This is a genomic window from Flavobacterium sp. GNP001, assembly GCF_054343775.1.
Map to the genome: position 1 here is coordinate 1,065,791 of NZ_JBTGUX010000001.1, position 16,359 is coordinate 1,082,149.

Genomic DNA, 16,359 nt, shown 5'->3' on the forward strand with positions numbered 1-16,359 from the left:
ATAAAAAAATTATATTCTTTCTACAACAATTGCAGATGCGCCACCGCCACCATTACAAATTGCAGCAGTACCAATTTTGGCATCATTTTGCTCCAATACATTAAGCAAAGTAACAATGATACGAACACCAGAACACCCTAGAGGGTGACCTAATGATACTGCACCACCATTTACGTTCACTTTAGATCCGTCTAATCCAAGAATTTTAGAGTTAGCCAAGCCTACTACAGAAAACGCTTCGTTAAACTCAAAAAAGTCAACATCGTCTAATGTGATTCCTGCTTTTGCTAAAGCTTTTGGAACTGCTTTTGCAGGTGTTGTCGTGAACCATTTTGGTTCTTGCTCCGCATCGGCATACCCTTTAATAAAAGCTAATGGTTTCAAGCCTAATTCGATTGCTTTTTCTTCGCTCATTAAGATTACTGCAGCAGCTCCGTCATTAATTGTTGATGCGTTAGCAGCAGTAACTGTTCCTCCTTTTGTGAAAACAGCACTTAAAGTTGGAATTTTATCTAGTTTTACATTGCTGTACTCTTCGTCTTTAGTAACCATGATCGGGTCGCCTTTGCGCTGAGGAACAGCAACAGGAACTACTTCATTATCAAATTTACCTGCGTTCCATGCAGCAGCACTACGCTCGTACGATTGAATTGCAAATGCGTCTTGGTCTTCGCGTGAAAATCCGTATTCAGTAGCACATAAATCAGCGCAAACTCCCATCGCACTGTTATCGTAAGCGTCCTGTAATCCGTCTTTTTGCATTCCATCAACCATAGTAGTAGGGCCAAATTTAGTTCCTGTACGTAGGTTCATGTAATGCGGAATCAAACTCATATTTTCCATTCCACCAGCTACTACAATTTCAGCATCGCCGCATTGAATAGCTTGCGCGCCAAGCATTACAGCTTTCATACCAGAGGCACATACTTTGTTTACAGTGGTACAAGCTACGTGGTGAGGCAATCCAGCAAAAAGTGCTGCTTGTCTTGCAGGTGCTTGTCCTGCTCCAGCCTGTACGACTTGGCCCATGTATACTTCATCAATTAAATTAGGGTTTAATTGTATTTTGTCTAAAGCGCCTTTAATGGCAGCTGCACCTAATTGTGGTGCGGTGACAGTAGATAATCCCCCCATAAAACTTCCGATAGGTGTTCTAACGGCAGAAACGATAACAACTCTTTTGTTCATGACTTTCATAATGTTAGTTTATGAAGCAAATTTACTCTTTTTTAAGTAATTTCATATTTTGGAAAATGCTTTATCAGTTTAAAAATATTTTTTATTCTATATCTTTGATTGTGAAGCTTTTTTGACTTTTATTAAAAAAAATATAAAAAAAAGTCGCAAAATAGTTGCGAGAAGTCTGAAGATGTCTTAAATTTGCAACCGCAAAACAGAACACGTTTTCTTGAGCTTGGAGGGGTGCCAGAGTGGTAATGGAGCAGTTTGCTAAACTGTCATCGAGTGATCGGTGCCAGGGTTCGAGTCCCTGTCCCTCCGCTTTTTAATTTTGTTTTTCGGGGTGTAGCGTAGCTCGGTTATCGCGCCTGCTTTGGGAGCAGGAGGCCGCAGGTTCGAATCCTGCCACCCCGACTTTTAAAAGTCGAATTAGATTTTTAAAATGGAGGCATAGCTCAGCTGGATAGAGCACCTGCCTTCTAAGCAGGCGGTCGAAGGTTCGAATCCTTCTGCCTTCACAGAACCCACCAATTTGGTGGGTTTTTTGTTTTTAATATGTTTATCCCAAGGTGTTTTCAAAACGTTAAAAGAAAAAAAGTACTTTCTTCCAAAATAAATTTGTTCAAAGTATAAAAAATCCCGGTTTTATAAACCGGACGTTCTAAATTTCGAATTCGTTCCTTTTACAACAAATCCTACTTGGAATATTGCGTTTTTTGCCTTTTTTTACTTTATAATTCCTACATTTGCCACCAACGAGAGTTACTTTTTAAACTTAAAAAAAAAACAGAAAATAATAATTGAAAGTAACACAGTTGTACTTCTTTACAAATAATCAATGGAAATATTAAGACCAAACAAACAAAGAGCAAAAAACGCGATTACTTTAATATGGATTGCATTAGCAGTGGAGGTGATTTCTTTAATTTCTGGCTTTGTTCAATTTGAGTTAATCGCTATTGCAATAAACGGTGGAGGAATTTCTCCAGAAGCAGCCAATGCCAATGATTTAAGAGAGCAAGTAATTGCCGTTATTAATTTGATTGTCTTACTTACCTCTGCAGTTACTTTTATTCAATGGTTTAGGAGAGCTTATTATAATTTGCATTTGAGAGCTGAAGAACTTTCATTCACAGAAGGTTGGGCCGCAGGTAGCTGGTTTGTTCCCATTATTAACTTATCAAGACCTTATCAGATAATGAAGGAATTGTATAATGAAACTCATGTGCTGATTGAAAAAAATGGATTGAATACTCCAGCAAATTTCACGGTTAATCACATCGGTTGGTGGTGGGGACTTTGGATTGTTAATAGTATATTTGGACAATTTGTATTTCGATATTCTAATGACGCGGTATCACTTGATGAATTGTCAAATGCTACAATTATCAGCATGGTGGGGCATGTTTTAGGTATTCCACTTGCAATCATTGCGATTAAAGTAATTAAGGATTATTCAATTTTAGAGCGACAACTTTTTAAAATAAGCGCTACAACAGAAACACCAAATCTCGAAGCTAATTTTTCCAATGGTTTAACATAAGTTGTTAAATCTTATAGCGGCAAAATAAGTTTTAAGAGTAGCGTTCTAGCTTTACTGGGATTAAATTGAAATTCATAAACACTTTGGGTAAACTAAGGCTTAAAGTGTTTTTTTTTGGTTGCTTTTGTTTTGTACCTTGGCGTCATAAAAATAAATATTCTTAAAATAATTATATGGCGTCGTTTACTTTTAAATTTTGGCTTGTCAGTTTATGGATATTAGTTTTTCAACTAAGTTTAGGGCAGAATAAAGAGAAAAATACAACACTTATTACTGATTCTACTTTTGTAGATTTAAAAGCGTACAGCGATGATTTTGTTTACGATATGAAGTATGCCACCGCAGATAATTTCTTAAAACAACAAGTGTATGATTGTGCCTCGTGCTATTTGCGACTAAAAACGGTAAAGGCACTAATAAAAGCCAATGAGCAATTTATTAAAAAGGGGTATAAAATAAAATTGTACGATTGCTACCGACCATTAGATATTCAAAAAAAAATGTGGGTAATAGTTCCAAATTCAAAATATGTAGCTAACCCAGTAAAAGGTTCTATTCATAACCGCGGTGGTGCTATTGATATTACATTGGTGACTGCCAATGGTAGCTATTTAGATCTGGGAACTGCTTTTGACCATTTTGGCAAAGAAGCAGCGCACAGCTACAAAGGCGTTTCAAAACAAGTGAAAAAGAACAGAAACTTGCTCAAATCAATTATGACGCGCAACGGATTTAATGCATTCGAATTAGAGTGGTGGCATTATAATTTAAAAGTAGGTTTAAAGGATCCGGTTTCAAATATTAAATGGATATGTGACTAATTTATTCGATGCATTTTATGTTATTGATGAAATAACTTTCTGGATAATAAACTTGTGAAGTAAGTTCGGAAGTAAACTCTTTTTTAAGAACATAATCCTCGGTACTTGTTAAGTATTTAATTCGAATCATAGTAACCGGAGAGCTTTTTAAATCTTCAAAATCATTTCTGATAATAAAAAATGTACCTGAATTGACACGGTTGTCAAATCCTTTTTCGTCACGAATTAATGTTCCACAGTTTTCTTGATCGATATGATGTAAGGTAATGATTTTTCCACTTGCTAATTGCAAATACAATTTAGAGTTTTTGTCAAAGCAATTTACTTTTAAAAAGTCTTTACTTTTTTGAACTTGTTGTAAAGTCAAAGTTGGAATATTATCGGTCAAGGCCAAAGAAAAGAAAAAGTAGTCAGAGTTACCACCAAAGTTTTTCTCGGTTATTAAATATTCTTTAGTTGATTTGTACGTTCCTATAGAATCAGTGACATTTGCACTGTATTCACAGTTTTTTTGTGCGTAGAATGAGATTGTAGAAAGGACAAAAGCTAGTGTAAAAAGAAGTTTCATAAATGTTCGATTTTGGCGCAAATTAATACAATTTTGCGATTATTTGAGTCGGTTGAGAAAAAACAATAGTTAGAACCGCCCTCTTTTATTTTCCATTTTTTGCGAATCTCTGCTACAGTTTCAGGGAAATTACGAGTGGTAATGTTGATTTTTTGGTTTTCCAGATATTTTTTCATGTTTGGTTTAGAATATTCAAATTTATCTTGAATTTCAAAAATCCGACCAGGAAATGGTACTAGTTCATCCAAGGTGTAAAGGTGCGAATGTTTTTGTAATTTTTGTAGCTGGTACTGCTGCGCTACTGCATCAAATCCTCCTGATTTCATAATGGCGCTGTTGGGCTCGTACAAGTATCGTAATGGTGCAGAAAGACTTACGGGACTTGTTTCTCCATTCCAATCGTATTCAAAAGTGTCAATTTGATTTTGTCTCAAATTCACAGTTTTTACGCGCGGTTTTTCCAAGTAATTTTGTTCAATTTCCCAAAGCAATTCTTTTACCTCGTTTTCTACTGCGATAATGTGAATGGTTTTTACAAAGCTAAGCTCTGCTAATCCTGCAGTTAAATCTAATAAAGGAGCTGTTTTTATGAGTATGTTTTTCGAGTAATTGAAATAGATATTTAGATTTTCGGGTACATTGGGCAAGCAATCTTTGAGCAGAAACACTTTTCCTTTGAAGTCACTTCGGCGAGAAGGATCTATGTAAATCCAATCCCATTTTTGGTTGAGTTGTTGCAAAGTACCCAGGCTGTCGCCTACATAAGTTTTAATGTTGGATACATTAAGTTGGGTGTAATTATGTTGTACAATTGCTGATAAATCGGTATTCATCTCGCAATGCGCTAGTTCATGAATTGTTTTAGCAAAATAAAAATCGTCTACCCCAAAACCTCCTGTTAAATCAATTAATGATTCACCTTTAATCAATGATGCTTTGTATTGAGCGGTTTTCTCTGATGATGTTTGTTCTACTGAAATTTTACTCGGATAAATAATATTTTTTTGAGCGAACCAAGTAGGTAGTTTTTCTTTCGCCTTGGTTTTAGCTTCAATTTGCTTTAAGATATCCATCCAATTCACATCTGGAAATGGATTTTTTTGTAAAGCCAATGTGGATATATTTTGCCCAATATTGGTATTGATGTAGTCTTGAATCTCCGGATTCAATAAAGCTTTGTTCACGTTAAATGTCTTTGGTGAGTATTTTAATAATCTTGTTTTCTGGAAAAAATTCTTTACCAATCACTTTTAGAATGGTGTACAAAGGGACGGCTATAACCATTCCTAAAATACCAAATAAAAATCCGGCGGCTAAAATAACAAGAAAAATTTCTAAAGGATGTGAACTAACGCTTTTTGAAAAAATAATCGGTTGCGAAAAATTATTATCAATTAATTGTACAATCCAAAAGCCAATTAAAACATAAATCGTGGTGGGTAAAATGATGGTTTGAAAATCGCTGCCTAAATTACTAAGCATGCATAAAACTGCTGCCAAAACAGAAGCAATTAATGGGCCCACGTATGGAATGATATTTAAAACAGCACACAAAAACGCAATTACTATTGCATTAGGAACACCAAATATCAGCAAGACAATTATATATAAAATAAAAACAATAAATAATTGTAGCAGTAAACCAATAAAATAGCGTGATAATAATTGGTTGATTTTTTCTAGTGAGTTTAAAATTTGCTCTTCGTGACTGCTTGGAAGTATTTTTTTAGTCCCAACAATAAATTGTACTCGGTCTTTTAAAAAGAAAAAGGTAATAAACAAAATGGAACCTAATGCTACTCCAAAGCTGCTCAATGTGTTTAAAATTCCATTAATGAAATTGGGTATGAAATTAAAATTCAGTTTTGAGGTGATTTTAGACTCTTGTAGTAACTGCTCTGCATTTATACCATGTCCTTCTAAAAATACAGTCAATTGATCTACAAGTCGCAATACGTCTTTTTCGATAGCGCCGGTATTGAGTAATGATAAATTTTGACCTTGAGAAACAATCAAAGGAATAAATAGCATAATGAAACCAACAATCAAAAGCACGAAAAAAAGTACCGTAGTTATGGTTGCAAAAAGGTGATTGAATTTAAGTCTTTTTTTTAAGAAATCTAAAATAGGATTACCAATTAGGGTCAAAATTAATGAAATCAACAAATAGATAATCACAGACTGAATTTGATATAAAAAAAATACAGCAAGGCTTAGTCCTAATAGAATTAATATTGCTTTCACAATTCCGTTGGCAATAATTTTAGAGGTAATCATAGTCTAAATTTTTACGGTAAAGATAAAAAAAACTCGCTATCACTAGCGAGTTTTAATATTTATGAGAGGTAATTCAATTAAAGAGCGAAGCTTCTTCTAGCTCCACCTGAAAGGAATAACGCATTCATTCTAGATTTTTGTCCGTTAGAGAACATGAACATTCCTCTATCGTCAGTGTAATCCATGTAGTTCATGTACATTTCTAGTGGTGTACCTGAACAAGTACTTCTGTGTCCTGATGCAGGTACTCCGTAGTTTGGAGAATCATGCGTTGGTGTATCAGAAACTAAATCAGATCCACATGTAGCATCACCCCAAATGTGACGTAAATTCAACCAGTGACCTACTTCGTGAGTAGCTGTTCTTCCTAAGTTGAACGGAGCAGTTGCTGTTCCAGTATTTCCAACGTATTTAGAATCGATTACTACGCCATCAGTTGATGAAGCGCCACCAGGAAATTGTGCATATCCTAATGTTCCGCCGCCAATGGTACAAACCCATAAATTCATTTTTGTAGTTGGAGTAGTAGCAGCAATTCCGCCTTGTGATGCAAGTTTCATCGCATCGTTTGTTCCCCAAGAAGATTTGGTAGTTGATTTTCTGTAAACAGCATCTAGTTCAAATGAGATTCCGACATTAGCTTTTACAGATGAGAATGCTGTTGGTACTTGGTTGAAGTCAGAATTTAAAGCATTAAAATCTCTATTCAAGATATCAATCTGTGATTGAATTTGTGCTAAAGAAATATTTTCTGCAGTGGTTCTGTATAAAACATTTACTACCACCGGAATTACTACTTTACCGTTAACTAAACGTCCTGATGCAATTGCCTCATTGGTTATTGCCTCAATTTTATTCATTCTCAAGGCTAATGTAGGATCTGCAGCAAGTTGTTTTTTTAACACTTCATCTGACGCACAACCGCGGCGCGCAGCTACAGATGCTTCTAAATTATTGGTTTCTGTGGTGTCATTTTGACAAGAAAAAAGCATTAATAATGCCGCAGCTGATAATAGGAATTTCTTCATGGGGTTTTTTATAAAAGAGTTAATAGTATTTGTTTTTGGATTTTTTACAATTTCCTTCTATTTCTTATTTAATTGTGGTATTTCTAGGGAAATGTAATGATAATAACTTGAAATAATTTTTATTTAAATCAATAAAAAAGTGGTGATTGGGTAATCACCACTTTTTTAGTTTGTGTGATTAAGATTAGATACCGAAACTAGCTCTTGCTCCACCGGTAACGAAAAGAGCTGATATTCTAGATTTTTGACCGTTAGAGAACATGTACATTCCTCTATCGTCTGTGTAATCCATGTAGTTCATTGTCATTTCAACTGGAGTACCTGTACAAGTACTGTAGTGAGGATAAGCAGGAACACCATAGTTAGCAGAGTCGTGCGTAGGTGTATCAGCTACTAAGTCAGATCCACAGTTTGCATCTCCCCAAATGTGACGTAGGTTCATCCAGTGTCCTACTTCGTGAGTCATAGTTCTTCCTAAGTTGTAAGGAAAAGCGCCTGATCCAGATAGTCCAAAGTATTTCGAATCAACAACAACTCCATCTGTTGCAGCTGCACCACCAGGAAATTGTGCGTATCCTAAAATTCCACCACCAATTGTACAAGCCCACATATTTAATTTAGTGGTTGGTGAAGTTGGATCTAAACCTCCTTGTTTTGTTTTTTTCATAGCATCTCTAGTACCCCATGACGTTTTTGTAGTTGCTTTTCTGTTTACAGTTTCTAACACGAAAGTAATTCCAACATTTGCTGCTACTCCTGTGAACATCGCAGGTGTACTACTAAAATCTGAATTTGTAGCATTGAAATCAGCATTTAAAACATCAATCTGAGATTGGATTTGAGCTAATGAAATGTTTTCTTCTGCTGTTCTGTACAGCACATTAACTACAACCGGAATTTCAACTTTACCGTTAACTAAACGACCTGATGCAATTGCTCTGCTTGTAAGCTCTTCAATTTTGTTCATACGCAAAGCTAAGGTTGGGTCCTCTTGTAACTGACGGGCCAATACTTGTTCCGCTGCACAGCCTCTTTTTGCAACCACACTTGCTTCTGGAGCGTTAGTCTCTGTGGTGTCGTTTTGACATGAAAACAACAACAAGGCAGTCGCTACTGATAAAAGAATTTTTTTCATAATAAATTTGTTATAAAATCAATAGATTGGTTAATTATTTAGCAATTCTAGAACAAAAATTTAATAAAAAAAAATTTTCTGAATTTATTTTTTTAATTTTTTTTTAACTCTTTGATTTTACGGGTTTCCGTAAAATTATTTTTTTTGAAGTCGCAGTTTTTTCTGATACCTGAGAGGTTTTAATAAAGTTTCATTTCTCCTCTTATCTTGTCAATACTGTGTAGTATTTAGTATTATTATTGAGCTATTGTTTAAAAAAAGTAGAATATTTTATGAAATAAGTAATATTTTAGTTTATCGTTTTAGTAGTTATTTACCGTTTTTTTTGAATGAAATAACAGTATTTTAAAACGAATTAATTGGGTATTCAGTACCCGTATTTTAAATCGGTGAAGCTTTTCATTTGTTAAAAAGTGTTAAAAATTAAATCCTTGAAATTCTTGATTAAAAATATTTTTTTGCAATTCAGATTAAAGATTTAATGTTTTGTTTTCATTTTGCTGTACGGAAACATAAAATCCGTGGCCTTTCAAAGGTTATTCAGTAAATGAAGTAGTAGGATAAAGAAAGGTGTTCCTAGTTATTAAAGACGTAATGAATGATGTTTGCGCCCATTTTCAGGGCTTTATCACGTACATCTTTAGGATCATTATTAACTTCGCCATCTTCCCAGCCATCGCCTAAATCACACTCATATGTGTAAAGTAAAACGAGTTTATTAGCAATAAAAATCCCAAAGGCTTGTGGTCGCTTGCCATCATGCTCGTGAATTTTAGGCAAACCGTTCGGGAATGAATACGGTTTTTGAAAAATAGCGTGAGTAGCGGGAAGTTCAATTAATTCATTATTAGGGAATATCTTTTTTATTTCTTTACGAATGTATTGGTCCAAACCATAATTGTCATCAATGTGTAAAAAGCCACCTGCCATTAGGTAATCTCGTAAATTATTCACTTCGGCATCATTAAAAACCACATTGCCATGACCTGTCAGGTGCACATAAGGATAAGAGTGTAAATCAGGACTAGCCGTTTCTACCGTTGCCGGTTTGGTTTTTATTCTAGTTTGAATTGAAGTATTGCAAAATTGTATTAAATTAGGTAAAGATGTTGGGTTTGCATACCAATCACCACCGCCACTATATTTTACCAATGCAATTTCTTGAGCCCACATAGAACTTGTTAAAAGGAGTAGGAGGTAAGTTATTTTTTTCATCGTGACGGTCTATATTTTAAGCTTCGTTAGTAAATGCAATGCTATGGCAGGCAACTACTGCAGCAGTTTCGGTGCGTAGTCGAGTAGTCCCAAGCGTGATAGGTATAAAAGTGTTTTCTAAAGCTAATTGGATTTCTTTATTAGAAAAATCACCTTCTGGGCCAATTAAAATCGTGTAATTGGTATCTTTTTGTAGTATTGATTTAAGTGATTTTTTGTCTGTTTCTTCGCAGTGTGCAATGAGCTTTGTGCCATTTTGATGCTGTTTTATAAAATCTTTAAAGGAGATTGCCGGATTTAGTTTTGGTAAAAATAGCGCATTGGATTGCTTCATTGCTGTAAGAATAATTTTTTCAAATCGTTCTACATTGACTGTTTTTCTTTCAGAGTGATCGCAAATGATAGGTGTGATTTCGTGAATTCCAATTTCGGTAGCTTTTTCCAAAAACCATTCAAAACGATCATTCATTTTGGTTGGTGCTACCGCTAGGTGCAAATTGTAATTGGGTTGGTCTGCTTTGGTAAAACTATTTACTTTTACTGTACATTTACTATCAGATGCCAAAGTGATTTCGGTGGTAAATAAAAATCCTAATCCATTAGTTACGTGTAGGATATCTGTATCTTTTTTTCGTAATACTTTGATAATATGTTTGCTTTCCTCTTTGTCAAAAGAGAAAACTTCAGTTGTTTCGTTTATTGTCGGATTGTAAAATAATTGCATAGTTTAGAATTGAATTCTTGCTTTTGAAACCACTGCTGCAGTTTCAAAATGTTGATTTAAAAATTTTTGATAGCCTACAATGCCAATCATGGCTGCATTATCAGTGGTGTATTCAAATTTTGGTATAAAAGTTTTCCAGCCATAACGGGCCTCAGTTTCTTTTAAAGCAGCGCGAATTCCGGAGTTAGCAGATACGCCGCCTCCAATTGCAACTTGTTTAATACCTGTTTCTTTTACAGCTAGTTTTATTTTATCCATTAAAATCTCGATGATAGTATGTTGAATTGAAGCGCAAATATCATTCAAGTTTTCAGTAATAAAATCGGGATTTTCTAACTTTTGCTTCTGAATAAAATACAGTATTGCTGTTTTTAATCCAGAAAAACTAAAATCTAATCCAGCAACTTTTGGTTTGGTAAAGGCAAATGCTTTTGGGTTTCCCAGTTGAGCATATTTGTCAATTAACGGTCCTCCAGGATAAGGAAGTCCTAGTATTTTGGCGCTTTTGTCAAAAGCTTCTCCAACGGCATCATCAGTAGTTTCACCAATAATAGTCATGTCAAAAAACGAATCTACTCTTATAATTTGAGTATGTCCGCCACTGATGGTTAAGGCTAAAAAAGGGAAAGAAGGTTTGTCAAAACCATCCTCGTCTATAAAGTGGGCCAAAACGTGTGCATGCATGTGATTGACAGCTATAAGAGGTATTTCAAGTGCAGCCGACATGGATTTTGAAAATGATCCACCCACTAATAAAGAGCCCATCAATCCAGGGCCTTGTGTAAAGGCAATTGCAGAGAGTTGTTCTTTTTGTATATTTGCCTTTCGTAAGGCAGCATCAACCACAGGAACAATGTTTTGCTGGTGCGCTCTTGAAGCAAGTTCAGGTACCACGCCTCCGTATTGATTGTGAATAAGTTGATTGGCTACAACATTGGCTAGTACTTTATCGTTGTGTAAAACAGCTGCTGCGGTATCATCGCAAGAACTTTCGATCGCAAGAATAAAAACCTCGGGATTTTGCATAAAAAGGCATTAATTTTGATTTATATTTGACCTAACAACTTTGAAAAATCAATTTGTAAAAGCCAAAATTAGATAATTTTTAGTTAAGGTGCGTGTGTTTGCCAAGGCAAAAACAAATTTTAGAACATTAAATAGTAAATAGGTATCAAAAAAGTATTAAAAATAATTTTACGTGTGCTCATTGGTCTTGTCTTGCTTTTATTAGTGACAGGAATTGCGCTGACGATGCCTTTTGTTCAAACTAAAATTGCACAATATTTTACGAAAAGTATCAATGAAGATTTTGGAACTAACATTGCTATTGAAGGGGTAGCCGTATCTGTTTTTGGAGGGGTGAAGTTCAAAAATGTGGTTATTAGAGACCATCGAAAAGATACTTTGTTGGCCGCAGAACGAATTTCCACAACAGTTCTTGATGGCAAAAAGCTATTAGATGGTGATCTTTTGTTTGATAATCTCGATATCAATGGGTTCTTCTTTAACTTAAAAACGTATAAAAATGTCAAGGACACCAACTTAGACATTTTTGTAAAAGCTTTTGATACTGGGAAAAAAGCCAAGCGTAAATTTTTATTAAAAGCCAATAACTTAAAATTATACAACAGCAGATTTGTTTTGATTGATGAGAACCGCGAAATTGAAAAAAATCTTCATTTTACAAAATTAAACGCATCAGTAACTAATTTTTTGATTTTTGGACCTGATGTATCTGCATCAATAAATAAGATGTCTTTTTTTGATTTTAGAGGTTTGTATGTAAGGAACTTGCAATCCGACTTTTCGTATTCTAAAAAAAGTATCAAATTCGAAAAATTAAACATTCTTACCAAGGAATCGGCTTTTGCAGGTACGGTTATCTTAAAATATAAACGTGAAGATTTTGTCAATTTTAATGATAAAGTTTTGTTTGATATTCAATTAGATAAAGCTAAAATCGCTTCAAATGACATTCGTTATTATTACGATGAACTAGGTAAGAACCAGCAGTTTTTTATCAAATCAAAAATTAAGGGAACCTTAAATGATCTTGAGTTCAGTGAATTAAATTTAATTGACGGTCGAAAAACTACCCTTATCGGTTTCATAAACTTCAAAAATCTATTTGCAAAAAAAGGTCAAAAATTTTCCATGTTTGCCAAATTTGACAAATTGAGTTCAAGCTATGAGGACTTGGTTGTTATTTTACCCAATATTTTAGGAAACAAATTGCCAACTTCCCTTCAAAAATTAGGAAGATTTTCGGCTATTGGGACTTCAACTGTATCAACGACTGCTGTTTCAGCTGATTTTTCGATGACTACTGCTTTGGGTAAAGTGACGGCAGCTTTGGCAATACAAAATATTGATGTAATTGATAAAGCGGCTTACAAAGGCAACGTGATTTTTGATCGTTTTGATGTTGGAACCTTGTTTAATCAAAAAGATTTTGGTTTTGTGAGTATGAACATGGATGTTGACGGTAAGGGTTTTAACCAAAAATATTTAAACACGGCGTTGCAAGGTGAAGTGAGTGAATTGGTTTTTAAAAATTATAAATACACTAACATTGACGTTAATGGTGTTTTGAAAAGCCCAATTTATGAGGGACAACTAGCGATTAATGATCCCAATGTTAAACTTAATTTTGAAGGCTTACTTGATTTAAGTAAAAAAGACAGTCAATATGATTTTCATGTAAATGTGGTGTATGCCAACTTGAATACTTTGAATTTCATGAAAGATGCCACTTCTATATTTAAAGGTGATGTGGTAGTTAAAGCTTCAGGAAACTCAATTGAAAACTTTCAAGGAAATATTTACATCAACAAAACTTCGTATCAAAACACAAAAGACACCTACAATTTTGATGATTTTACTATCAACTCTGTTTTTGATGGAGAAAAAGTGCGCACCATCACGGTAAATTCGCCAGACATTGTGCAAGGTGAAATAGTAGGTCGCTATGCTTTTAATCAGGTGCAAAGTTTAATTAAAAACTCTTTGGGAAGTTTGTATACCAATTTTAAGCCCATAAAAGTCAATAAAGGGCAGTTTTTAAAATTCAATTTCTCTATTTACAACAAGATTATTGAGATTTTTTATCCTGATGTGGCTATTGGCGCTAATACGGTTATTAAAGGCGCTATAACGTCAGATAATCAAGATTTTAAATTGAATTTTAATTCGCCTCAAATAAAAGCATCTGATATTGTTTTTGACAATATTAATGTAGCAATCGATAATAAAAATCCGTTGTACAATGCTTTTATTGAATTGGATAGTATCAAAACTAAATACTATAAAATCCGAGATTTTAGTTTGATTAACGTTACCATGAAGGATACTTTGTTCTTTAGGTCTGAATTCAAGGGTGGTAATAAAGCTAAGGATTATTACAACTTGAACTTGTATCATACCATAAATAAGGACAATAACAATGTGGTGGGTATTAGTAAATCGGAGGTGAAATTTAAAGATTATCTCTGGTTTTTGAATGAGCAAGAAGGTGCTGATAATCAAATTGTTTTCGATAAGTCATTCAATAATTTCAAGTTGGATAATTTAATAATGTCGCACGAAAATCAAGCGATTACATTAGATGGGGTGTTTAATAATGCTGATTTTAAAGACCTAAATCTCAGTTTTAAAGATGTCGATTTGAATCAAATTACGCCTGCTAGTAACAAATTTGCTTTTTTCGGAAATATTAATGGTGAAGTTGATTTTAAGCAAAATAAAAATGTTTTTCAGCCAACAGCATCGATAGTAATCGATAATTTGGTAATGAATAAAACGCCACTTGGAACGCTAAATTTTGATATTGAAGGCGATCAAAGTTTGCGCAAATTTACAATCGACTCTAATTTAGAAAATGAAAATATTGACTCGTTTGTTGCTGATGGAAGTTTTGAAATTGTCAACAAAGAGACCATTCTTGATTTAAATTTAAAATTTGATAAATTCAAATTAGCAACACTTAATGCCTTAGGTGGTGATGTATTGTCTAATATTCGTGGTTCCGTTGGAGGAAATGCTACAATCGAAGGTAATTTAAAAAAACCAGCAATTAATGGACGACTGTTTCTAGATGGAGCAGGAGTTACAGTTCCGTATTTGAATGTGGATTATGCTCTTAAAGATAATTCTATTATTGATCTAACGGATGAAAAGTTTTTGTTTAGAAATAACAGTCTTACCGACACAAAATACGATACAAATGGTAGTTTAAACGGAAGTATCGAACATAATAATTTTGGCGATTGGAAGCTCGATCTAGCTATAAGTTCTAATCGATTGGTGGCGCTAGATACTAAAGATACCGAGGATGCAGCCTATTACGGAACCGCTTTTATTGATGGAATGGCTACTATAAAAGGACCTACTAACGCCCTTTTTATAAAAGTAGATGCTAAATCAGAAAAAGGCACTGCCATTAAAATTCCGATAAATAATGCTGAGAGTGTAAGTGATAATGTGTTTATGCACTTTGTAACTGAAAGAGAAAAATACAACCTAAAAAACGGAATTGTAGATAATCTTAGAAATTATAATGGATTAGAATTAGAATTTGATTTTGATATCACGCCAGATGCCGAAGTAGAGGTGATCTTGGACCGTAATACAGGTCATGGAATGAAAGGTAAGGGATTTGGATCGTTGTTATTTAAAATCAATACTTTAGGGAAATTCAATATGTGGGGCGATTTTCAGGCTTATGAAGGGACCTATAATTTTAAATATGGTGGTTTAATTGATAAAAAATTTCAAGTTCGAAAAGGAGGATCGATCTCGTGGGAAGGTAACCCGATGCGTGCGCAATTGAATCTTGAGGCTGTATATAAAACGATTGCTAATCCCGCAGTATTGTTAGATAATGCTTCATTCAACTCCAAGGTTCCAGTAGAGGTAGTAATTGGTGTTCGCGGCGATTTAACTAGTCCAGAGCCTGATTTTAATATCGAATTCCCAACGGTAAGTAATGTTCTAAAATCAGAGATTCAATACAAGTTGAATGACAAAGATGTGCGACAAACACAGGCCTTGTATTTATTGTCATCAGGAGGATTTTTGAGCCCAGAGGGTGTTAGTCAATCTGACTTTTCAGGAAGTTTATTTGAAACGGCATCGAGTATTTTGGGTGGTATTATTCGCTCTGATGATGAGAAATTTAAAGTAGGGCTTAATTTTATTGGCGCTGACAGACGAATTGGTAAAGAAACGGACGGCCGATTTGTAGCTACAATTTCATCTAAAATTAACGAACGCGTAACCATTAATGGTAAATTGGGAGTACCGTTTGGCGGAATTAATGAATCAGCAATCGTAGGTGATGTCGAAGTTTTATACCGTGTTAATGACGATGGAACTTTGAATTTGCGCTTATTCAATAAGGAAAATGACATTAATTATGTTGGTCAAGGTATTGGCTATACTCAAGGTTTAGGGGTTTCATACGAAGTTGATTTTGATACCTTTAAAGAGTTCGCTAATAAAATATTTAAGAACTTAAAAATCGAGCGCTATACGGTGCCTGCTGCTGAAGATCAAGATTCTAACCTTTCACCAGAGTACATAAATTTCAATAGCAGTAAAAATAAAAAGTCTTCTAATCCACAAAAGTCTTCAATTCCTGTTAAAAAGAATCAAGAAAGCACACTCCCAGAGGAATATTAGTCGCTATTTATTTCAAAAATGAGTTTTTTAACAAAACAATGAAACTCAATTTATTACTTTTTCTTTTGTTTTAAATTTTACAGAAAGTAGTACAAAATCACTTTTTCAAACACGGTCTTGATTACTTAAAAAAAGGAGCAAGTTGCTAATTGTTAAATTAAATGTATGCTTTTTTGAGTTTTGTTAAATA

Annotated in this window: 12 protein-coding genes and 3 tRNA genes; 6 read left to right on the forward strand and 9 right to left on the reverse strand. The window is 34.3% G+C overall.

From position 1 onward, the window contains the following. Positions 1 to 9: 9 nt before the first annotated feature. A complete protein-coding gene (locus ACXX8U_RS04500) occupies positions 10 to 1,188 on the reverse strand; it encodes an acetyl-CoA C-acyltransferase (protein WP_166135294.1) in 1,179 nt (392 codons plus the stop codon). A 228-nt stretch (positions 1,189 to 1,416) separates the two neighbouring features. Here ACXX8U_RS04500 and ACXX8U_RS04505 point away from each other — a divergent pair. The 5 genes from ACXX8U_RS04505 (at position 1,417) to ACXX8U_RS04525 (ending at position 3,543) form a co-directional block, all read left to right on the forward strand. Beyond that, positions 1,417 to 1,500, forward strand: a tRNA-Ser gene (locus ACXX8U_RS04505). A gap of 18 nt (positions 1,501 to 1,518) precedes the next feature. Next, positions 1,519 to 1,593 (forward strand) — tRNA-Pro (locus ACXX8U_RS04510). Positions 1,594 to 1,623: 30 nt separating this feature from the next. Further along, positions 1,624 to 1,697, forward strand: a tRNA-Arg gene (locus ACXX8U_RS04515). 320 nt (positions 1,698 to 2,017) lie between these two features. Continuing rightward, positions 2,018 to 2,722, forward strand: coding sequence for a DUF4328 domain-containing protein (locus tag ACXX8U_RS04520; RefSeq protein ID WP_458564798.1), 705 nt, complete (start codon positions 2,018 to 2,020; stop codon positions 2,720 to 2,722). Between the two features lie 173 nt (positions 2,723 to 2,895). Further along, entirely contained in the window at positions 2,896 to 3,543 is a 648-nt protein-coding gene (locus ACXX8U_RS04525) for a M15 family metallopeptidase (RefSeq protein WP_458564799.1), read from the forward strand. Position 3,544: 1 nt separating this feature from the next. Here the strand turns inward: ACXX8U_RS04525 and ACXX8U_RS04530 are convergent, their stop codons facing one another. From ACXX8U_RS04530 to tsaD, 8 genes are all read right to left on the reverse strand, one after another. Further along, the gene (locus ACXX8U_RS04530; protein ID WP_458564800.1) at positions 3,545 to 4,111 is read right to left on the reverse strand and encodes a hypothetical protein; all 567 of its coding nucleotides are present in this window, start codon (positions 4,109 to 4,111) and stop codon (positions 3,545 to 3,547) included. Next, the gene (locus tag ACXX8U_RS04535; RefSeq protein WP_458564801.1) at positions 4,108 to 5,295 is read right to left on the reverse strand and encodes a THUMP-like domain-containing protein; all 1,188 of its coding nucleotides are present in this window, start codon (positions 5,293 to 5,295) and stop codon (positions 4,108 to 4,110) included. The genes ACXX8U_RS04530 and ACXX8U_RS04535 overlap by 4 nt, the downstream gene beginning before the upstream one ends. Before the next feature lies 1 nt (position 5,296). Next, on the reverse strand, positions 5,297 to 6,388 hold the full coding sequence (locus ACXX8U_RS04540) for an AI-2E family transporter (RefSeq protein WP_458564802.1): 1,092 nt from the start codon (positions 6,386 to 6,388) through the stop codon (positions 5,297 to 5,299). Positions 6,389 to 6,465: 77 nt separating this feature from the next. Then, on the reverse strand, positions 6,466 to 7,416 hold the full coding sequence (locus tag ACXX8U_RS04545) for a zinc metalloprotease (protein WP_458564803.1): 951 nt from the start codon (positions 7,414 to 7,416) through the stop codon (positions 6,466 to 6,468). 184 nt (positions 7,417 to 7,600) lie between these two features. Then, positions 7,601 to 8,551, reverse strand: coding sequence for a zinc metalloprotease (locus ACXX8U_RS04550; RefSeq protein ID WP_458564804.1), 951 nt, complete (start codon positions 8,549 to 8,551; stop codon positions 7,601 to 7,603). Positions 8,552 to 9,127: 576 nt separating this feature from the next. Further along, positions 9,128 to 9,766: a DUF4159 domain-containing protein gene (locus ACXX8U_RS04555; protein ID WP_458564805.1), complete on the reverse strand. Its 639-nt coding sequence runs from the start codon at positions 9,764 to 9,766 to the stop codon at positions 9,128 to 9,130. Between the two features lie 16 nt (positions 9,767 to 9,782). Beyond that, a complete protein-coding gene (locus tag ACXX8U_RS04560; RefSeq protein WP_458564806.1) occupies positions 9,783 to 10,490 on the reverse strand; it encodes a 16S rRNA (uracil(1498)-N(3))-methyltransferase in 708 nt (235 codons plus the stop codon). 3 nt (positions 10,491 to 10,493) lie between these two features. Further along, a complete protein-coding gene (tsaD, locus tag ACXX8U_RS04565; protein ID WP_458564807.1) occupies positions 10,494 to 11,516 on the reverse strand; it encodes a tRNA (adenosine(37)-N6)-threonylcarbamoyltransferase complex transferase subunit TsaD in 1,023 nt (340 codons plus the stop codon). Positions 11,517 to 11,690: 174 nt separating this feature from the next. Between tsaD and ACXX8U_RS04570 the strand changes: the two genes are divergently transcribed. Further along, positions 11,691 to 16,169, forward strand: coding sequence for a translocation/assembly module TamB domain-containing protein (locus ACXX8U_RS04570; protein WP_458564808.1), 4,479 nt, complete (start codon positions 11,691 to 11,693; stop codon positions 16,167 to 16,169). The last annotated feature ends 190 nt before the right edge of the window (positions 16,170 to 16,359 follow it).